This window comes from Lutimonas halocynthiae (genome assembly GCF_030409835.1).
GTDB classification, from domain to species: Bacteria; Bacteroidota; Bacteroidia; order Flavobacteriales; family Flavobacteriaceae; genus Lutimonas; species Lutimonas halocynthiae.
In genome coordinates this window covers 43,173-61,350 of record NZ_JAUFQO010000016.1, presented here as the reverse complement: position 1 = coordinate 61,350, position 18,178 = coordinate 43,173, and the positions used below count along the sequence as shown (strand labels likewise).

The window sequence follows — 18,178 nt, the reverse complement described above, 5'->3', positions numbered from 1 at the left end:
CAATTTAAGTGCTATTTTTTTTGTTTCACAAACTTAACTAGAATTAATTATAGTTTCCATCTTGCAAGAGATCAAATTAATCATAGGAATCAAACTATAAGAATAAATCCACTTTCAAATTATCGCTCCTGTTTTTTAGTTATATTGTCCCTTAAAAAATTAGCAGATAAACTAAAAATATTACTTTCCTGATTGAAAAATTTTTGTAGATTTGTCACTGACGTAATTAAAAAAACCTAAAAAATGATTTCTATTTTAATAATTATTGTGTCTATTCTTGCAGTAGGAGGATTAGCATACTTAATTGTAAATAAGTTGCCGGCTAAAATGAAACCTGTATTGTCCATTGTGTTATGGGTAGTTATAGTATTTTTCGGCTATCAAATATACATGAGTATAATGGCGCCAATTAAATTCAATAAAAAGAAAAAGGAGCGTTATGCCTTGGTTATCGAAAATCTGAAGACTATTCGTGATGCTGAATTGGCTTATGCTTCTGTTAATAGAAGGTTTACAAGTAAGTTCGAAGACTTGGTCAATTTTATTGAAAAAGACTCTTTTGCCATTACAGAAGTTAAAAACGTTGTTGTAACTGAACAAAGAGGTCGAATCACAATTGATGTAGAGAAAAGAGTTGTTGATACCGTTGGATTTGAAATGGTTAAGAATCAATTTGAAGGAAGGAACTATAAAGACATGATGAACGTTCCAGGAACAGACGCTAAATTTGAATTAAAAACTGGTTCTGTTGAGAAGGTTCAAGGTGTTATGGCTTCAGTTTTTGAAGCAAAAGTTGACAAGGCAGTAGTTCTTGAAGGTATGAACAAAGATCTTGTACGTCAGGAAAAAGAAGCGCTAGGGGGTATTAATGTCCCTGGTGAATATATCGCTGTAGGATCTTTGGAAGATGTTAACTCAAATGGTAACTGGCCTCCTTTCTACGATGGAATTAAAGAAAACGCACAAGACTAATACATCTATAGATTTTAATAATCTTAGTAATAAACATCTATCCATCCAACTCAGTTTGGATGGATTTTCTTTTTGTATAATTAATAAAAATGAAATGCAAATCGAAAGGCTTGAGCACTTTCGATTTAATGACCACTCTCCTACTCCAGACAAATTACTTCAAAATGTGGAAAGTGTTTTCAAAAAAGAAAGAGCCCTGCAGAAGCGATATGGCTCAACAAACATTACGCATGTCAACCAACTCTCAACCCTTGTTCCCAAATCTTTATTTGATGAAGACCGTATCAGGGATTACCTGAAGTTCTCATCTAAAACCTATACAAATGACTATGTAGTGCATGACGAAATTGAAAATCATGACATGGTTAATGTATATATCCCATTTGTTAATGTGAATAATTTTTTCCTTGAGAGATTTGGAAGTTTTGAATATAAACATTTTTCAACCGTCTTGGTCAACAACCTGCTTAATACCTTTAAATTCAGTGAACACCCTCATATGTTCGCGCATATTGGAGAACGACAATTTGAAATTTTGGTCATAGCAAATAACAAACTTTTGTTCTACAATAGCTTTGACTATCAAAGTAAGGAGGATTTCATATACTATATACTTTTTACGGCGGAACAATTAGCGCTTAACCCTGAAAAATTTGAACTAATTTTAGCTGGTATCATTGACACAGAAAGTGAGCTCTATAAAATAGCATATCGATACGTTCGAAAGGTTGGCCTAATGGAAAATCGTTCAGAGTATAAATTCCCACCGACCAGCAAAGAAACTACTAAAAGAAGGCATTTCACGCTGCTAAATCAGTATTCATGAGAATTGTATCCGGAAAACACAGGGGGCGGCGCCTTACGGCTCCAGCCAGCCTGCCTGTAAGACCTACTACTGACATGGCTAAAGAGGCTTTGTTCAACATTCTAAATAATACTTATTATTTAGAAGACATATCTGTTTTAGATCTTTTCGCTGGAATTGGAAGCATTAGTTTTGAATTTGCATCAAGGGGCTCAACTGACATTGTGGCTGTTGATGAACATGCAGGATGCATCAAATTTCTTGAAAGTACGGATAAGCTCCTGGAATCAGGCATTCAGACTATTAAAAGTGATGTATTTAGTTTTCTAGAAAGAAATTCTCGAAAATTCGATGTCATTTTCGCGGACCCTCCTTACGCTATGGAAGAAGAAAGGTTCAATCGTTTATTAGAGCTTATTTTTAGTAAAGGTCTATTAAAAGACGACGGCCTATTGATTATTGAGCACGGTAAACAAACAAATCTATCTGATCACACTAATTTTGAGCGTTCCAGAAAATATGGCGGTAATGTTTTTAGCTTCTTTAAAGACAATGTGCCTGACTCAGAATGAAATTAGGCTATTCTAGCCATTTTCTAAACTCTTTGACCTTCTCCCTACTTACGATGATTTCAAGATCAGAAAAGTTATTTAGTTTGATTTGGAGCCTACTATTTGTATAGGATATGATATCATTAATGGCTGAAATATTAACAATGAACTTGCGATTTACCTTGAAAAATTTAGAAGGGTCCAATTCGTCTTCTAATTGCTCAAGACTGAAATCCATTAAGTAATTTTTTCTCTCTACTGTATAGGCATAAGTGGCCTTTTGCTCACTGTAAAAACACTCTATATCTTCGGTGTCTACCACCCTTAAATGCTGACCTATTTTAATGGTAAATCTTTTTTTATAAGACTTATCTAATGGATTGATTAATAATTTTTTAATTTGATTTATATCAACCAATAAGTCATGCTTTACAGGTTGGTTTACTGTAAACTTATTAATAGCTGTTTCAAGTTCTTCGTCATCAATAGGCTTCAATAAATAATCAATACTATTGAGTTTAAAAGCCTTCAATGCATATTCATCATAGGCTGTTGTAAATATAATAGCGCTATTCACAGTTACCTGCTCAAAAATCTCAAACGATAATCCATCAGACAATTGTATATCCAATAAGATCAGATCAGGATGCTCATTATTTTTAAACCAGTCTACCGCTTCCTTTACAGAGTGCAACATTGCCAATGCTTCTATATTCAACTCAGAAAGCATTCTTTGTAACCTTCTTGCAGAAGGTTTCTCATCCTCAACTATTATAACTTTGATCATCTTGAATTAATTTAGTTGTCAAATTTATCTTTTTCCATAAACTCCTTTATTTTTCTTTCTTCCCAGTTTTTTGAAAAGAAAACATTCTTACCAAATACATGTAACCAATGGCTAACTAGTCCAATGCCCCAAAAAAACCAAACTGAAAAAGCCGAGAAATGAATATAACTAATGTCGAAAGTTCCTTCAAAAACAAATCGTTTAATCGTTCCTCCAAAAGTTAGAAATATGTTCACCGCCAAATACCAAAATAAATGCCAGTAAAACCCTTTAATATCCTTTACTCTTTTTTCAGCTATTCTATATAATTCCTCGTCTGTGTGGTATGTTTTCATGATTTCTTGTGTTTTTCTTCCTCAATTATCTGTTCTATCTTTCTTTTTTCCCAGTCTGACCCGAAACCATAAGTGACCATCCCATGGATGATAATACCTAATCCCCAGCCTGCCATTGGATACCAAAACCATTTATAATCCCAGTAAGTCATGTAGTTAATAAAAATTAAAAAGGGAATGATCAAACAATAGGCGGCTACATTTGAATAAAAAGCCTTTAACTCAGTTACTCGTGCCCTTGCCCTATTATACTCTTCGCTTGTGTTTTTTTGCTCCTGATCCATTTTGTTAAGATTTATATTTTTTATTATTTTCCATTATTTCTCTTATTTTACGATCTTCCCAGTTGCCACCAATCCCGTAAATATTAAATGCCTGAATGACTATGCCCAATCCCCAACCCAAAATTGGAAACCAGAACCATTGAAATTGCCATGATGTTTTATAATTCAATGTGATGAAAAAAGGTATCGCAATAACATAAGCAACAAGACTTCCATAAAATCCTTTGAGCTCATCTACTCGCTTCTTAGCTCTGATATACTTGGCACTATCATCCATATAATCTGTTCTCATAACTTTTATTTTTTGCGTTAATAATGGTAACCTTACTCTGAATAGTTTCTGATCTTTTTCAATGCTCACTTTGTTTGAAGAGACCAATTCATAGCGTTGTTGTATATTTTGCAACCCCACTTTAGTACTTTTCTCTAAAGAAGCTTTTTCATTTAATGAGTTCTCTATAACCAGATATCCTTCATGTTCATAAATATTAATTTTGAGCGGTTCTTCTGAAGAAATCACATTGTGTTTTACTGCATTCTCCAAGAGCAATTGAAGTGATAAAGGCACGATTTTTAAATCATCCCTGCTCACACTTTCAGGAATTGAAAACACAATGGCATCTTCAAACCTCATTTGCAATAATTGCATATACGATTTGGCGAACTTTAATTCTTCCTCAAGAGCCACCAGATCTTTATCCTTTTGCTCCAGCACATAACGATAAACCTTTGATAGTTTAGTCGTAAATTTTTCTGCCTGAATAGGGTTCTCACTGATTAGTGAGGTTAGTACGTTTAGACTGTTAAACAAAAAATGCGGGTCCAACTGGTTTTTTAAAGACTCGAATTTTGCAGTCTCGTTTTTGGCAACTATTTGCGACTCCTTTACTTTGGTTTTTTGATACCTATTATAAAAATAGATAACATGAAAAATGATCACCACAGTAGTTGTGGCCCATATGCCGAAATAGAAATTCTCTATTCTCTCGTCTTGCCAATATTCCATAAAGGTATTGCCTTGATAAAAGACTGAAAGAACCATTCTTATAATAAACAAGCCTATAATTGAAATAATAGTGGATCCAATAATTCCAATAGCAATCCTTTTCGCTCTGGTCCCTTCTCCCCATTTTACACTTTCCAAATATTTAAAATAGTTCATATTAGAATAGCCTAAAACAAAAGCATAAAGCTGATAAATTAAAAACTCCTGGATAAAATCGTCGAATCCTTCATATTGAAACTGGTTGAAAAATCCGCTTCCAAATACAAAAATGATTGTTCCTATGATAAAGACAATTAATATGTTTTTTCCGTTTTCGCTCATAATATTATGCTAACTATTAAAATCTACTATCAAATGTAAGGTCTTTATTTATTACTTCAAATTTTGCCGCCTCAAACTCAAATGCTATGGCATTTTGCAAATTACAGGGCGGTACATAATTTTCAAACGAACCTACCTCTGTTGAAAAACTCTTTCCCAAAATATCCTTATTTGGATTGTCTTGGGCTTGTGTGAACATCCCTATAAAATAAAGAATAGCAGTTATAAAAATTCGTATCATCGTTTGATTATTTAAGATTCTTATTGTTGTTTGATGAAGCAAATATCAGGCAACATGGTTGAATTTTAAATTTACATTTACCCAATTGTCAAATTTCTAGGATGAATTGTCATTTTTGTGTAGTTTGCACCAAAATCAATTTGTTTTAAAGAATTCGTAACAAATTGATGCATCACACTACTAATAAGTAAATCAACTGTTGGTGACCAAAGAATTGGAACAAAAATTTGCTAAGGAACTTGAGCAACATCAAAACATTATTCACAAAGTATGCAGGTCATATACGAATAATGAAGCAGCTCATAAGGATCTATTTCAGGAGATCACTATACAGCTATGGAAGGCTTACCCAAAGTTTAGAGGGGAATCTAAATTTAGTACTTGGATGTACCGTGTAGCCTTTAACACAGCTATTTCTCTTTTTAGAAAAAGTAAAAGAAATGTTGAGACTACTCAGATTTACGACAATCTAAAAGAGCTGGAGTATCATGATTATGACGACTCAACTGACAAACAATTAAAACTTTTATACGAGGCTATCTATAGTCTTAATGACATTGAAAAAGCCTTGGCTTTAATGTATCTTGAGGATAAAAGTTATAAAGAGATATCTAAAACACTTGGTATTAGTGAAGTTAATGCAAGAGTTAAGATGAACAGGACAAAGACGAAGTTAAAAAACATATTAAATCCATAAGAATGGAAAATTTAGACAACTTAAAAGACCTATGGAAAAATCAAGGAGAATCTAAAATTAGGTTTACCCAAGATGATATCAGCCAGATGGTTCAGAAAAAATCATCTTCTATTGTAAGATGGATTCTGATTATTAGCTTATTGGAATTTATTTTACCTAATTTGCTATTCGCCTTCACTGATTTTGATGCAACAAAACAATTTTACGAGCAATATGGCCTAAGCAATAGCATGATGATCTACTCGGCCATTCATATCGTCGTTATCATAGGTTTTATTTACATATTTTATAAAAATTATAAAAACATTAGTTCTGATAGCAACGTCAAAAACCTCCTTAGTAACATTCTAAAAACAAGAAGAACAGTTAAAAATTATATTTATTATAACCTTACCATAATGGGGATCATAGGAATCAATATTTTCTATGCGGTATACAGCTCCATAGAATTTCAAAACACCCTCACAGAAGGAACAAGCATGCTTAAAATATGGATTATTTCTATTGTCCTGTTAAGTCTTGCTCTAATTATTTTCTGGGGTTTTTACAGAATAATTTATGGGTTCTTTTTAAAGAAGCTTAAAAAGAATTATGCCGCCTTATCTCATCAAGGTGATTTGTAAAGTAGTCTTATAAAATATCTATTGAGCCCTTGCCTTCTCTAACAACAACTATTTCATCTTCTGTAAGATCTATAATTGTTGAGGCAATATTATCACCATATCCGCCATCGAGAACAAGATCAACCTTATCTCGCCATTTTTCAAAGATGAGTTCAGGATCTGTGGTATACTCTATCACATCATCTTCATCATAAATGGAAGTTGAAATTATTGGATTTCCGAGTTGCTGAGCAATTGTTCTAATGATATTGTTATCCGGTACTCTAATCCCCACGGTACTTTTCTTTTTAAATACCTTCGGGAGATTATTATTTCCTTTCAAAATAAATGTATACGGCCCTGGCAAAGCTCTTTTTAGAATCTTATAAGTTGGGGTATCAATTTGTCGCACATATTCAGACAGGTTGCTGAGATCGTAACATATAAACGAAAAATTAGCCTTTTCAAGTTTTACTTGTTTTAACCTGGCAATTTTCTCTAGTGCTCTTGTTTTGGTTATGTCGCATCCTAGACCATAAACAGTATCCGTTGGATAAATAATAAGACCACCTTTACGAAGCACATCTACTGCTTGATCAATTACCCGCTGATCAGGATTTTTTTCATAAACCTTTAATAATTTCGACATATTTTTGAATGACATAAGCGCTTATTCGGTAAAACTACAAATAAAAAAAGGCTGCATCAAACAGATACAGCCTTTTTCCTATATAAATTAAATTATCAATCAACCACAAGTCGGAAACCTTCTCCGTGAATATTAATAATTTCAACCTTCTCGTCAGGCTTAAGGTATTTTCTCAATTTTGCAATATAAACATCCATACTCCTTGATGTAAAATAATTATCATCTCTCCATATTTTTGTTAATGCAAGATCTCTCGGAAGCAAATCGTTTTTGTACATCGCCAATAACTTTAAAAGTTTATTCTCTTTTGGAGATAGTTTTCTAGGTTCTTCACCATTAAAAGTTAATTGTCTAAGCTTGGAATTCAAATGAAAACCACCTATTTCAAATTCGAATTGATTATCATCATTCGCCGCATCTGATGCTTTTCTTTGCAGAATTGCTTTTATTTTATGCAACAAAATCTCTGAATCAAAAGGTTTATTCAAATAGTCATCGGCTCCAACCTGATATCCTTTAAGCACATCTTCTTTCATCGATTTTGCCGTTAAAAAAAACAAAGGAATATCAGCATTCACTGCTCTAATATCCTTAGCTAACGAAAACCCATCTTTCTTTGGCATCATAACATCTAAAATGCAAATGTCAAAATCGTCATTTTTAAAAGCAATCAGACCATCTAAGCCATCTTTAGCGTGATGTACGTCGTAATCATTCAATGCTAAATAATCTTTCAATACGGTCCCGAAATTAGGATCGTCTTCCACCAGTAATATTTTTTTATTTGCCATGGTTAATGAATTTAAATAATTGGTAATTTAACTGTAAAAGTACTTCCCTTTCCTTTCTCGCTTTCAACATAAACATTTCCATGATGTTTTTCAACGATACTCTTCACATAAGAAAGCCCAAGGCCGTGTCCTTTTACATTGTGTATATTTCCTGTTTGTTCTCTATAAAATTTATTAAATACTTTTCTTTGGGCTGCTTTTGACATTCCTATGCCTTTATCAGCTATTTTTAATACAATATTATTACCCGCATTTACCGTCTCAATACTTATTCTTGGGGCTCCTTCAGAATATTTAATAGCATTGTCAAGCATATTGGTAATTACATTTGTCATATGAAACTTACTTGCCAACATTTCTGTTTGTTTCGCATTTAAATTTTGCTCAATATCACCCTCTCTGTCTCTGATAATCAAGTTTACATGTGATACTGCATCCTTTATTATGTCGTGAAAATTAACTATATCCTTACTAAGGTCAAGTTGATTTTTTTCAAGCTTAGAGATTCGCAATACATTTTCTACCTGTGCATGCATCCTTTTGTTTTCTTCACGAATCATTTCAGCATACCTGATCACCTTTTCCTTATCATTAATAATTTTAGGATTTCGAATAGAATCAATAGCAAGATTAATCGTCGCTATGGGAGTTTTAAACTCATGAGTCATATTATTTATAAAATCCGTTTTAATGGCTGAAATCTGTTTTTGACGTATCAATTGGTATAAAGCACTGGCAAACGAAACGATGATGATGAAAATAAAAACAGCTGATAATATAAGAATCCATGAAATAGTTGAAAGAATATACTCCTTCTTTTCAGGAAAACTTACGTATAAATCATAATCAATACTATCATCAGTAACAAACAAAGGTACATTATAAGTATACCCTCTTTTTTGCACGAACCTATCCGATTTAACTTTCGTAATCAATTCTTCACTAAAAACACCAAATTCAAACTTTGTATCAATATTTCTTGCTCTCAGCTCATTATCAAGGTTCATCCTGATTTCATTGTTACTCACCCTATCGTGTATTGGCGTTCTTGATACTATATTTTTAAATATGCTTTCTAATTCAAGTTTATCATATCTATCCAGCCTTTCCACCTTAACCATCCTATCTTTAGGCGACAGTTCACTAAAATCTTTCGATGTAAACTCGATTTTCTCAATCTGGGTTTCTTCTCTACTTAAGAATGTTTTAAAATTAACCGTATCTGCCTCAAATGGGGAAAATTGAGATTTATAATTATTCTCCAGAATACTTTGACGGAATGTGAAAATTTCATTTCTACTTGTGTCAACTTGCTGAAAATAAAAATCCCTAACATTGCTCTGCTTAGATTTTTGCAAACTATCAATCAGCGGCGCATATCGGGATATATTTTCTTTAAACTCTCTTTTCTGAATATTCTCTGAAACTCTTGCAAGTGCGAATTTTACACTTGTAGAAAACTGCTCTTCTCTCATCTCAATAGATGATCGAATCCAAAATATCTGAACAGTGATAATTCCCAACAAAGAAATTACCATCAGCATCACTAAAAGTACAAAAATCCGTTTACTCATTGAAACAAATTTATAGTTTCTTTAGGGTTTAATTAATCTTTTAACAGATGTTAACGAAAATTTCAATTTATTTAACAAAATTTTAAGTTTATTTCAATTTTATTAAGGAATTTGAGCCATTATCGCTTCATTTATTCTATCAACTTGGGTTTTTGTAGCATTTAGGGACTCATTTGTTATGACAAAATCAGAACCATTGATCTTTAATTCATCTTCTAACTGGTTTTTTACTCGAGCAAGAACTTCATTTTCACTAAGCCCATCTCTTTCCATAACTCTTTGAATTCTAATTTTCTTTGGAGCCGTCACGGTGATGATTAAATCAAAATCATGTTGACTGTTGTTTTCAAAAATCAAAGGGTTTTCCTCGATCACATATGAAGCACTTTGCTTCGATATCCATTTCTTAAAATTTCTTTTAACTTCAGGATGTACAATCGAATTGAGCTTTTTTAATTTTGCTTCATTATTAAAAACAAGGCTTGCAATATAGGAGCGATTCAATTCTCCGTTTTCAAAAGATTTAGGCCCAAAAACATCAATCAATCCTTTTCTTATATCATCTGAAGTGTTCATGAGATGCTTAGCTTTGACATCGCTATAGTAGACCGGAACTCCTAATCTTTCAAACATTCTGGCAACAGTACTCTTACCGCTTCCAATGCCTCCTGTTAAACCAACAATTCTCAAAATATCAAAATTTAAAGATGGGTGATGTTATTGTTTCTTGAGTAAAAACTCAACTTTATTCGGCACTATTTTTACATTGGTAATCATTTCGGGCATGTCAACTAATTTTGGAATTAAATAATCCAAATCATTGTCTTGCGTTTGCTTATAATCACATTGAATCCTAAAACTATTCTCCGGAATTTTATTGTAGTCTTTAAGGGCTACCTGGTATACAACTTTAACTTTTTTCGGGTAGGTGCTAATGATCACATTACGAGGTAAGTTGATTACTTCAAAGGGTAAATTATAAGAACCGTCTGTAATCTTATCTACAACCCCAATAACCATTATCGATTCTTCAGACAATACAATTGATTCGTTAGGCACTTCTAAAGAAACACTTTGTTCAAATGACTCGGATATATCTGTTAAATGGAAGCTTGAGGTCAATACCTCATTAATTGTGTCAATTACTTTTTCAGGACCAGATATGGTTACTTCTGCAGGGCTCAATGTATGATTACCTACAAAATTAAACCCTGTTTTGAATGAAAACTCCATTTGTGAAACTACAGGTACCTTTTTAGATCTTTTAACGCCGAGGTCAAAAAACAAAGTATCTGGTTCAACATTCAGTACCACAGTCTCTGCAGAGAGCTGTGCTTGCAAATAATTTATATTTGAACGCGTTTCGCTGTAATACATAGACCCTCCTTTTCTCTCAATTTCAGTTAAGGAATAATCCAAAAACTTTTTCCTAAATTCGTACTTGAGTAATTTAAAGCCTATGGTTTTTAATGTTAACTTGACTTTTTGATCTGGCTCATTTTGAATCAGCTTATTATTTGGGATATCAGAGTAAACTAGATCAAATTCAACATCAGCAATATATTCTTTCGACAATTTTATCAAAGACCAAAACAAAATGGACAGTATCAGGAACAAAAGGAAGACCCTTAATTTCTTTTGATTCTGTTTAATTTCAGGGTTTTGTTTCCCGTTTGTATCAGTCATAAATTTTCACTTTGCTTATTACCCTAAATGTATAAAAAAAGAGGCTATCCTAAAAATATTAATTAAGATAGCCTCTTCTTTATTATTGACAAAAAAGTTATTTTTTCTTAACTTCTTTTGGCGCGTATTTTTTACTTAATTCCATAGATATGGCAGATCTTTCAAATTTGATCTTACCCGCTCCTGTTTCAATAACACAGGTGTTATCCGAATCAATTAAATCAACTATTTTACCATGAACACCACTTGTAGTGATAACCTTAGCACCTTTCTTGATAGATGATTGGAATTTCTTTTCATTCTTCTGCTTCTTCATTTGAGGACGAATCATAAAAAGATATAACACTAAAAACATTAAAGGAATCAGTACATAGTTCCCTATGCCACCACCTCCGGCTTGTAAAAATATTGTTTGATACATAAATTTTATTAACTATTCTGTTGAACTTTTGATTTTGGCGTTACCTGAGCCTTAATCTTTAAAATTTCTTTACCCTGCTCCGTATTCGTAACAAGCGTAATACTTTTCTGCTGTAAATTAGGTTTTTTATCAGAATTGAATTTAACTCTTATCTGACCTTCTTCACCTGGCATGATTGGCTCTTTTGGCCATTCAGGAACTGTACAACCACAACTTCCTTTGGCAGAAGTAATTATTAATTCAGCTTTACCTGAATTGGTAAAGGTAAATACAGTTTCAACCACATCTCCTTCATTAATAACTCCAAAATCATGTTCGGTTTTGTCAAATTTTACTTTTGCTCCTCCAACTTTGATTTCCTTATCACGCTCTTTCGCCAATTCCAGATTTTCAGACTTGATCTTTTTCGCTGCGTTTTCATTGCAAGAAATAGTCATCAAACTCAAACTAAGAATCGATAAAACAATTACTTTTTTCATGTCTATTAAATTTAATTTTTGTAAAAATATAATTTTTTACAACAATCCTCTTCCGATTTTGTTCAATCTATTGGATTTATTGTAATCTTTTAAAAGTTTATCCAAAACACCATTGATAAAATAACTACTTTTTCTTGTAGAATAATCCTTGGCGATCTCTATGTATTCATTAATTGTAACCTTAGTAGGAATTGATGGAAAATACAAAAATTCTGTCAGGGCCATTTTTATCAATATCATATCCATATCGGCTATACGTTCTGTATCCCAATTTGGTGTCTTTTCGTCAATCTCACTAGTGAATTCCTGTTGATGCAAGATTGTTTTCCGAAACAAATCTACTAAAAACTCTTCATCGTCGGCTTTTACCTTCAATTGGCTCAATTGAATCGAATCTCCTTTATTCAGTTGCTTGATTGCTTTAAGAATAGCTGTATTCACTAAAGGATAGTCGTCAACCCAACTAAGGTTTAGACTCTCATAAAAATCAAATAACTTTTCATTCGGAGCAAGAATGTTCTTGAAGAAGTCAGCAACAAAGGCCTTGTCTTCTGCAAAGCTTGAATCTCCCGAATTTAAATAATTCCTGTAAATATCACTTCCGGTCATATCATCAAGAATGATTCTCACATACTCTCTGTTATCCTTCCAGTCCATTAATTTAGATTTGGATAGGAATTCTTTTACCTCAGTACTTTCTGTGATGGCTAAAATGACTTCATTATTAATGAATTTCAAATTAGGGTTCTTATCCTCATCTGTAGCGAGATAATTCTTCTTTTTTATCTCCAAGTGCTCCAAAGCAAGGTTTCTCACCTCTACCATCAACATTAGTTGAAGTACGTACAGGTCAGTCGCTTTTTTAATATTGAATAATAGGAATTTCTCTTCTTTAGGTAAGTTATCGCTCTTAGACTGAAGCACAGCATATATTGATTGCATCACTTTGATACGAATATGTCTTCTATTTACCATTATTATAAAGATCGTAGTTCAAATAAATTATTTGATATTTTAATGGTGGCAAAATTACTACTTTTTTTTTAAACTATATTTTTAAAGTCTAAAGAAAAGGTTAAAATTTAAACGAATAGAAAACCTTCAAATAACTGAACCTAATATTTATGTATCTTCGCCGTTGCAACGACTAGCGTTGGTAGTTTATGAAGGCATTAAAGTATTTAAATAAATTTTTCTACAAATACAGGTCAAGATTAATTCTTGGAATTTTAATCACTGTGGTTTCCAAGGTATTCGCCTTACAAATACCCCAATTAATTAAAGAGTCCCTGAATATTGTTGAAGATTACAGAAGTAATCAGATTACTGACTTAGAGATTGTTAAATCACAACTTATTATTAATATTCTCTATATTATTGGAGCCGCATTACTTGCAGGTTTTTTCACATTTCTCATGAGACAGACATTGATTGTAATGTCAAGGTTAATAGAATTCGATCTTAAAAATGAGATATTCCATCAATACGAGCTCCTATCATTAAACTTTTATAAAAAAAACAGGACTGGTGACCTCATGAATCGAATAAGCGAGGACGTGGGAAAAGTCAGAATGTATTTTGGGCCCGCCATCATGTACACCATGAATATGCTGGTCTTATTCATTATCGCCATCACAAAGATGGCCAATATTGACACAAAATTAACCCTTTATACCTTATTACCGCTTCCCATATTATCATTATCTATTTATTTTCTGAGTAGGATCATAAATAAGAGAAGTAATATTGTGCAACAATACTTATCAAAATTAACAACCTTCGCACAGGAAACCTTTTCAGGAATAAACGTTGTTAAAGCCTATGGTATTGAAGGTTTTTCATCTAATTCATTTGAAGAATTAGCGAATACAAGTAAAGATAAAAACATTTCACTTTATAAGGCCCAGGCTTTGTTCTTCCCTTTGATGATTCTATTAATTGGATTGAGTAATATATTAGTGATCTATGTAGGTGGAATGCAATACATAAATGGCGAAATAGAAAACATTGGTATCATCGCTGAATTCATTATCTATGTAAATATGCTTACCTGGCCTGTAGCTGTTGTAGGGTGGGTAACTTCAATTGTACAGCAAGCTGAAGTGTCACAAACAAGAATCAATGAGTTTTTGGAAGAAAAGCCAAAAATCATCAATTACGAGCCAAATAAAACCCAGATCAAAGGCGAAATTGAATTTGATAATGTCTCATTTACCTTTGAGGACACCCAAATTACTGCTTTGGATGGAGTTAGTTTTAAAATTAAAAAAGGCAAAACACTTGCCATTCTAGGTAGAACAGGATCTGGGAAATCTACTATAGCAGCTTTAATTGCTCGCTTATACGATGTTGACGGAGGAACGATCCTGATAGATGATCAACCCATAAAAAAAATAAATCTTGACTCCTTGAGAGAAAGTATAGGCTTTGTGCCTCAGGACGCTTTTTTATTTTCCGATACGATAAAAGAAAATATCAAGATTGGAAATGAAAATGCAAGTGATGAACAAGTTGCTCAGGCCGCTAAATCAGCTTATATCTATCACAATATAGATGCTTTTAGTAATAAATTTGAAACGTTGGTTGGTGAACGGGGTGTCACACTTTCCGGAGGGCAAAAACAAAGAGTTTCAATCGCAAGGGCTTTAATATCTGATCCGGAAATATTAATTTTTGATGATTGTCTATCAGCAGTTGACACTGAAACGGAAGAAATAATTCTTCAAAACCTTAGTGAAGCCACGAAGGATAAAACAACCATCATTATTAGTCATCGGGCCTCATCAGTTAAAAACGCTGATCAAATCATCATTTTAGAAGCAGGAAAAATAGTGTCAGCGGGAACACATGATGAATTGGTAGCCATACCTGGGTATTATCAAGATATTTATAATCAACAACTTGAAGAAAAGTTAACAAATCAGTGAGTTTCATGCTCATAAATGGAACAAATAATTGTTGCATACGTTATTTAATTTTATAGATTTGTCTCAAGAATTGTTAAAAGTTAATTTAAATTTAAAATTAATATGGACGAAAAAGGGTTTATTGAACAGGAAGAAATCTTTTCTCAAGTATTAAGAGCAGGTAGAAGAACCTATTTTTTTGATGTAAGAGAAACTAAGGCAGGAGATTATTATTTAACCATTACGGAGAGTAAGAAATTTACGCATGACGACGGATCATTCCATTATAAGAAACACAAAATTTATTTGTACAAAGAAGATTTTACAGAGTTTGGTGAAATCTTAAACAAAGCGACATCTTTCATAGTAAATGAAAAAGGTCAGGAAGTGATAAGTGAACGTCATCAAAAAGACTATCACAGAGTAAATGGAGAAGAGCTGAACGGAAGTGAAGTCAGCGAATCTTCAACTGACAGCTTTACAGATGTAAATTTTGAAGATATTTAAATAGAAAAAGCCACTAGTCTTAACTGGTGGCTTTTTTATTTATGCTTGTAGTACTTCAATTTCAAGCCGTTTGAATAATCCTTCGTTGAGGATATTTAAGACTGCTATTTTATCAATACTTTTTACCAAAAATGAAAGGTTGTAATTACTTCCTCCATAAGAGATCATTCTTATCGGAATATCTTTTAATCCATTAAAGATGGCTGAAGTAACACCTTTTTTATTCTGAGCCAAATCTCCGGCAATACAAATAATACTTAAATCCGAATCTACTTCAATATTTCCGAAGGCTTGTAACTCATTTATAATTTCTTTTAATTTAGACGTATTATCAATGGTTAAAGATACCGCTACCTCAGATGTGGTAATCATATCAATCGCAGTTTTATGGTCTTCAAAAACTTCAAATATTTTTTTTATAAAACCATAAGCCATTAACATTCGATACGATTTAATCTTAATTGCTGTAATATTATCTTTTGCTGCAATAGCTCTTATTTTCTGAACTTTGGCTTTATTGTGAATAAGTGTACCTATAGATTCAGGCTTAAATGTGTTTTTTAGCAAAACAGGAATATTGCTTTCCTGAGCCGGGATGATACTTTGTGGATGTAAAATTTTGGCTCCAAAATAAGCCAGCTCTGCAGCTTCATCAAAAGACATTTCTTTAACAGAGAAGGTGTGATCAACAAAACGCGGGTCATTATTGTGCATCCCATCAATATCAGTCCAAATTTGAATTTGGTTTGCTTCTACAGCAGCTCCAATGAGCGAGGCGCTATAGTCACTACCTCCCCTATTCAAATTATCAATTTCATTCTGTTCATTTCTGCAAATAAATCCCTGAGTTATAAAAGTGTTCACGCTGTAATTTGCAAGAACCTTTCCTATCCTATCTTTAATCACCGCACTTTTAGGTTCTCCAAACTTATCGATATACATAAAATCAAGCGCTGACAATAGTACCGATTCAAGCTCAATTTCTTCCATATAGAGTTGGAACAAATTTGTAGAGACCAATTCGCCTTGTGCCATTACTATTTTTTCATTTTGGATTGTAAATGATTCTTCAACAATAGAGAGTAAAACCTGGTGTTGTTTTTTCAATACAATCTGTGCCTTGTAAAACCCTTCATCACTTTCTAAAAGGTCTTTAGCAACAACCAAATATTTTTGATTTAAACCATTGATCAGTTCCAGAGCCTCCTTGGTTTTAGATGCTCTCAACAATTCAGAAATGCTGACCAGCGTATTGGTTACACCAGACATTGCAGATAAGACGATAATCTTATCCTCCTGACAATCTTGCACGATTCTCGCTACTTTTCTAAAATTCTCTACTGAGCCTACTGAAGTTCCTCCAAATTTTAAAACGATCATAATTATTATTTTCTACAAATATTGAAAAAAAGAGATTTACGATAAAATTTTTGTAATATATTTACATATTATAACATATTGTTCAAATTTCAACAATGAAAACAATCCAGGAAACGGTCGAAACTATTATTCAAAGGACACCTTTTATAGAGGAGGCAATGCAAGATAAGCTTATCAATGTTTCTTCACTTGCCAGAATTATACAACCAGAAGTTGAAGAATCACTTGGTAAAGAGGTGAAAACAGGGGCCATTATGATGTCTATCAACAGAATGTCTCCTGTGGAAGTTTTAAAAATTCGCAAGAATATAAAATCGCTTTCTCTTAAACTTGGTGATTTTATAGTAAGATCTGATCTTTTCGATTATACCTTTAAAAACTCCAGTACCCTTCCCAAACAGATATCATTAATCTTTGCTAAGATTGGTGACAATCGGGAATCATTTTTTACTGTTTCACAAGGTATTTTTGAAACCAATATTGTAATCAGCGCTGATTTAAAAGAAGAAATAGAGGGTATTTTTAAAGATGAGGAATTGATCAATTCTATGGCCAAACTGGCCTCAATCACAATCAAATTACCTAAAAAAAACCTTGAACAATCGGGTATCTACTATTTTATTCTGAAACAACTGGCTTGGGCAAATATTCCTGTACAGGAGGTTATATCCACTACTCATGAGATTACACTTGTTGTAAAAGAAGCAGATATTAATAAAACTTTTTCGATTTTAATTGATCTCAAGAAAACCTAAAAGGAATTCTTTAGTAAAGTCGCTGATTGTATTTATCTTGAAAGAATTGAAAGTACATATATAACAGATAATTTACTTCCATTCCATAATCGATCTGGTGATCATAGTCGATCGGTTGCATATAGAGGTTTGAATTATAAACTTGTGGATTCATCACCCTTCTATTCCACTCCATAACATAAAATTTATTTTTACTCTCTAAAGTTGGCTGGATGTAAAAATTGGAACTTCGCTGTGTTGCAAGCCACGATTCAAATCCTATATCCATTATGATGATCTGGTAATCAAGCTCCTTATTCTCTATTCTGATTGTATCAACTACGGCACTAGGTGACACCTCATTTACTTTGTCAACACTTTTTTTACTGCTGTTACAAGAGAAAAGACAAATTCCTATTATCATTATTAGAGGTAAAAATCGCATAGGGT

23 protein-coding genes are annotated in these 18,178 nt (G+C 32.8%); 8 read left to right on the top strand and 15 right to left on the bottom strand.

Annotated features, from left to right (window positions below; all coding sequences use genetic code 11):
- Positions 1-243: 243 nt before the first annotated feature.
- The 3 genes from QWY87_RS13205 to QWY87_RS13195 are packed head-to-tail and all read left to right on the top strand — an operon-like array spanning position 244 to position 2,349.
- Entirely contained in the window at positions 244-972 is a 729-nt protein-coding gene (locus tag QWY87_RS13205) for a hypothetical protein (protein WP_290291979.1), read from the top strand.
- Positions 908-1,798, top strand: coding sequence for a DUF3822 family protein (locus tag QWY87_RS13200; RefSeq protein WP_353959172.1), 891 nt, complete (start codon positions 908-910; stop codon positions 1,796-1,798). The genes QWY87_RS13205 and QWY87_RS13200 overlap by 65 nt, the downstream gene beginning before the upstream one ends.
- A complete protein-coding gene (locus tag QWY87_RS13195) occupies positions 1,795-2,349 on the top strand; it encodes an RsmD family RNA methyltransferase (protein ID WP_290291975.1) in 555 nt (184 codons plus the stop codon). The genes QWY87_RS13200 and QWY87_RS13195 overlap by 4 nt, the downstream gene beginning before the upstream one ends.
- Positions 2,350-2,356: 7 nt before the next feature.
- Here the strand turns inward: QWY87_RS13195 and QWY87_RS13190 are convergent, their stop codons facing one another.
- From QWY87_RS13190 to QWY87_RS13170, 5 genes are read right to left on the bottom strand one after another with little or no spacing between them, the layout of a single operon-like run.
- On the bottom strand, positions 2,357-3,112 hold the full coding sequence (locus tag QWY87_RS13190) for a LytR/AlgR family response regulator transcription factor (protein WP_290293709.1): 756 nt from the start codon (positions 3,110-3,112) through the stop codon (positions 2,357-2,359).
- A 14-nt stretch (positions 3,113-3,126) separates the two neighbouring features.
- Positions 3,127-3,450, bottom strand: coding sequence for a 2TM domain-containing protein (locus tag QWY87_RS13185; RefSeq protein ID WP_290291973.1), 324 nt, complete (start codon positions 3,448-3,450; stop codon positions 3,127-3,129).
- Positions 3,447-3,734: a 2TM domain-containing protein gene (locus QWY87_RS13180; RefSeq protein ID WP_290291970.1), complete on the bottom strand. Its 288-nt coding sequence runs from the start codon at positions 3,732-3,734 to the stop codon at positions 3,447-3,449. Before QWY87_RS13180 ends, QWY87_RS13185 begins: the two co-directional genes overlap by 4 nt.
- Before the next feature lie 4 nt (positions 3,735-3,738).
- Positions 3,739-5,061 carry a histidine kinase gene (locus QWY87_RS13175; RefSeq protein ID WP_290291968.1) on the bottom strand — a complete coding sequence of 441 codons (1,323 nt, stop codon included), beginning with the start codon at positions 5,059-5,061 and terminating at the stop codon, positions 3,739-3,741.
- 16 nt (positions 5,062-5,077) lie between these two features.
- Positions 5,078-5,302, bottom strand: a complete 225-nt coding sequence (locus QWY87_RS13170) for a hypothetical protein (RefSeq protein WP_290291966.1) — start codon at positions 5,300-5,302, stop codon at positions 5,078-5,080.
- A 202-nt stretch (positions 5,303-5,504) separates the two neighbouring features.
- Here QWY87_RS13170 and QWY87_RS13165 point away from each other — a divergent pair, with 202 nt between their 5' ends.
- Positions 5,505-5,999, top strand: a complete 495-nt coding sequence (locus QWY87_RS13165) for an RNA polymerase sigma factor (RefSeq protein ID WP_290291964.1) — start codon at positions 5,505-5,507, stop codon at positions 5,997-5,999.
- Positions 6,000-6,001: 2 nt separating this feature from the next.
- A complete protein-coding gene (locus QWY87_RS13160) occupies positions 6,002-6,622 on the top strand; it encodes a DUF8845 family protein (RefSeq protein ID WP_290291960.1) in 621 nt (206 codons plus the stop codon).
- Between the two features lie 7 nt (positions 6,623-6,629).
- Here the strand turns inward: QWY87_RS13160 and QWY87_RS13155 are convergent, their stop codons facing one another.
- The 8 genes from QWY87_RS13155 to nusB form a co-directional block, all read right to left on the bottom strand.
- Entirely contained in the window at positions 6,630-7,250 is a 621-nt protein-coding gene (locus QWY87_RS13155) for an L-threonylcarbamoyladenylate synthase (RefSeq protein WP_290291957.1), read from the bottom strand.
- 95 nt (positions 7,251-7,345) lie between these two features.
- On the bottom strand, positions 7,346-8,041 hold the full coding sequence (locus tag QWY87_RS13150; RefSeq protein WP_290291955.1) for a response regulator transcription factor: 696 nt from the start codon (positions 8,039-8,041) through the stop codon (positions 7,346-7,348).
- Between the two features lie 11 nt (positions 8,042-8,052).
- On the bottom strand, positions 8,053-9,615 hold the full coding sequence (locus QWY87_RS13145; RefSeq protein ID WP_290291953.1) for a sensor histidine kinase: 1,563 nt from the start codon (positions 9,613-9,615) through the stop codon (positions 8,053-8,055).
- 102 nt (positions 9,616-9,717) lie between these two features.
- On the bottom strand, positions 9,718-10,305 hold the full coding sequence (coaE, locus tag QWY87_RS13140) for a dephospho-CoA kinase (protein WP_290291950.1): 588 nt from the start codon (positions 10,303-10,305) through the stop codon (positions 9,718-9,720).
- Positions 10,306-10,332: 27 nt separating this feature from the next.
- Complete coding sequence (locus QWY87_RS13135; protein ID WP_290291949.1) at positions 10,333-11,301, bottom strand: CdaR family protein; 969 nt, start codon at positions 11,299-11,301, stop codon at positions 10,333-10,335.
- A 97-nt stretch (positions 11,302-11,398) separates the two neighbouring features.
- Complete coding sequence (gene yajC / locus QWY87_RS13130; RefSeq protein WP_290291947.1) at positions 11,399-11,722, bottom strand: preprotein translocase subunit YajC; 324 nt, start codon at positions 11,720-11,722, stop codon at positions 11,399-11,401.
- 8 nt (positions 11,723-11,730) lie between these two features.
- Complete coding sequence (locus QWY87_RS13125; protein WP_290291944.1) at positions 11,731-12,201, bottom strand: DUF1573 domain-containing protein; 471 nt, start codon at positions 12,199-12,201, stop codon at positions 11,731-11,733.
- A 36-nt stretch (positions 12,202-12,237) separates the two neighbouring features.
- Positions 12,238-13,176, bottom strand: a complete 939-nt coding sequence (gene nusB, locus QWY87_RS13120) for a transcription antitermination factor NusB (RefSeq protein ID WP_290291942.1) — start codon at positions 13,174-13,176, stop codon at positions 12,238-12,240.
- 188 nt (positions 13,177-13,364) lie between these two features.
- Here nusB and QWY87_RS13115 point away from each other — a divergent pair, with 188 nt between their 5' ends.
- Both QWY87_RS13115 and QWY87_RS13110 read left to right on the top strand, forming a co-directional pair.
- Positions 13,365-15,128, top strand: a complete 1,764-nt coding sequence (locus QWY87_RS13115; protein ID WP_290291939.1) for an ABC transporter ATP-binding protein — start codon at positions 13,365-13,367, stop codon at positions 15,126-15,128.
- Positions 15,129-15,230: 102 nt separating this feature from the next.
- A complete protein-coding gene (locus QWY87_RS13110) occupies positions 15,231-15,614 on the top strand; it encodes a PUR family DNA/RNA-binding protein (RefSeq protein WP_290291936.1) in 384 nt (127 codons plus the stop codon).
- Positions 15,615-15,653: 39 nt separating this feature from the next.
- Here the strand turns inward: QWY87_RS13110 and QWY87_RS13105 are convergent, their stop codons facing one another.
- The gene (locus QWY87_RS13105) at positions 15,654-16,994 is read right to left on the bottom strand and encodes an aspartate kinase (protein WP_290291934.1); all 1,341 of its coding nucleotides are present in this window, start codon (positions 16,992-16,994) and stop codon (positions 15,654-15,656) included.
- Between the two features lie 95 nt (positions 16,995-17,089).
- On the opposite strand from QWY87_RS13105, the gene QWY87_RS13100 reads away from it, so the two are divergent.
- Complete coding sequence (locus tag QWY87_RS13100; protein ID WP_290291933.1) at positions 17,090-17,749, top strand: hypothetical protein; 660 nt, start codon at positions 17,090-17,092, stop codon at positions 17,747-17,749.
- A 10-nt stretch (positions 17,750-17,759) separates the two neighbouring features.
- Here QWY87_RS13100 and QWY87_RS13095 read toward each other — a convergent pair whose 3' ends face one another.
- On the bottom strand, positions 17,760-18,152 hold the full coding sequence (locus QWY87_RS13095; protein WP_290291931.1) for a DUF6146 family protein: 393 nt from the start codon (positions 18,150-18,152) through the stop codon (positions 17,760-17,762).
- Positions 18,153-18,178 lie beyond the last annotated feature (26 nt).

What these genes read in the sequence shown, in the direction of transcription:
- QWY87_RS13205 (WP_290291979.1), top strand. Translation starts at nt 244, where the DNA reads ATGATTTCTATTTTAATAATTATTGTGTCTATTCTTGCAGTAGGAGGA.
- QWY87_RS13200 (WP_353959172.1), top strand. Translation starts at nt 908, where the DNA reads ATGTTAACTCAAATGGTAACTGGCCTCCTTTCTACGATGGAATTAAAG.
- QWY87_RS13195 (WP_290291975.1), top strand. Translation starts at nt 1,795, where the DNA reads ATGAGAATTGTATCCGGAAAACACAGGGGGCGGCGCCTTACGGCTCCA.
- QWY87_RS13185 (WP_290291973.1), bottom strand. Translation starts at nt 3,450, where the DNA reads ATGAAAACATACCACACAGACGAGGAATTATATAGAATAGCTGAAAAA.
- QWY87_RS13180 (WP_290291970.1), bottom strand. Translation starts at nt 3,734, where the DNA reads ATGGATCAGGAGCAAAAAAACACAAGCGAAGAGTATAATAGGGCAAGG.
- QWY87_RS13175 (WP_290291968.1), bottom strand. Translation starts at nt 5,061, where the DNA reads ATGAGCGAAAACGGAAAAAACATATTAATTGTCTTTATCATAGGAACA.
- QWY87_RS13170 (WP_290291966.1), bottom strand. Translation starts at nt 5,302, where the DNA reads ATGATACGAATTTTTATAACTGCTATTCTTTATTTTATAGGGATGTTC.
- QWY87_RS13160 (WP_290291960.1), top strand. Translation starts at nt 6,002, where the DNA reads ATGGAAAATTTAGACAACTTAAAAGACCTATGGAAAAATCAAGGAGAA.
- QWY87_RS13155 (WP_290291957.1), bottom strand. Translation starts at nt 7,250, where the DNA reads ATGTCGAAATTATTAAAGGTTTATGAAAAAAATCCTGATCAGCGGGTA.
- QWY87_RS13150 (WP_290291955.1), bottom strand. Translation starts at nt 8,041, where the DNA reads ATGGCAAATAAAAAAATATTACTGGTGGAAGACGATCCTAATTTCGGG.
- QWY87_RS13145 (WP_290291953.1), bottom strand. Translation starts at nt 9,615, where the DNA reads ATGAGTAAACGGATTTTTGTACTTTTAGTGATGCTGATGGTAATTTCT.
- QWY87_RS13135 (WP_290291949.1), bottom strand. Translation starts at nt 11,301, where the DNA reads ATGACTGATACAAACGGGAAACAAAACCCTGAAATTAAACAGAATCAA.
- yajC (WP_290291947.1), bottom strand. Translation starts at nt 11,722, where the DNA reads ATGTATCAAACAATATTTTTACAAGCCGGAGGTGGTGGCATAGGGAAC.
- QWY87_RS13125 (WP_290291944.1), bottom strand. Translation starts at nt 12,201, where the DNA reads ATGAAAAAAGTAATTGTTTTATCGATTCTTAGTTTGAGTTTGATGACT.
- nusB (WP_290291942.1), bottom strand. Translation starts at nt 13,176, where the DNA reads ATGGTAAATAGAAGACATATTCGTATCAAAGTGATGCAATCAATATAT.
- QWY87_RS13115 (WP_290291939.1), top strand. Translation starts at nt 13,365, where the DNA reads ATGAAGGCATTAAAGTATTTAAATAAATTTTTCTACAAATACAGGTCA.
- QWY87_RS13110 (WP_290291936.1), top strand. Translation starts at nt 15,231, where the DNA reads ATGGACGAAAAAGGGTTTATTGAACAGGAAGAAATCTTTTCTCAAGTA.
- QWY87_RS13105 (WP_290291934.1), bottom strand. Translation starts at nt 16,994, where the DNA reads ATGATCGTTTTAAAATTTGGAGGAACTTCAGTAGGCTCAGTAGAGAAT.
- QWY87_RS13100 (WP_290291933.1), top strand. Translation starts at nt 17,090, where the DNA reads ATGAAAACAATCCAGGAAACGGTCGAAACTATTATTCAAAGGACACCT.
- QWY87_RS13095 (WP_290291931.1), bottom strand. Translation starts at nt 18,152, where the DNA reads ATGATAATAGGAATTTGTCTTTTCTCTTGTAACAGCAGTAAAAAAAGT.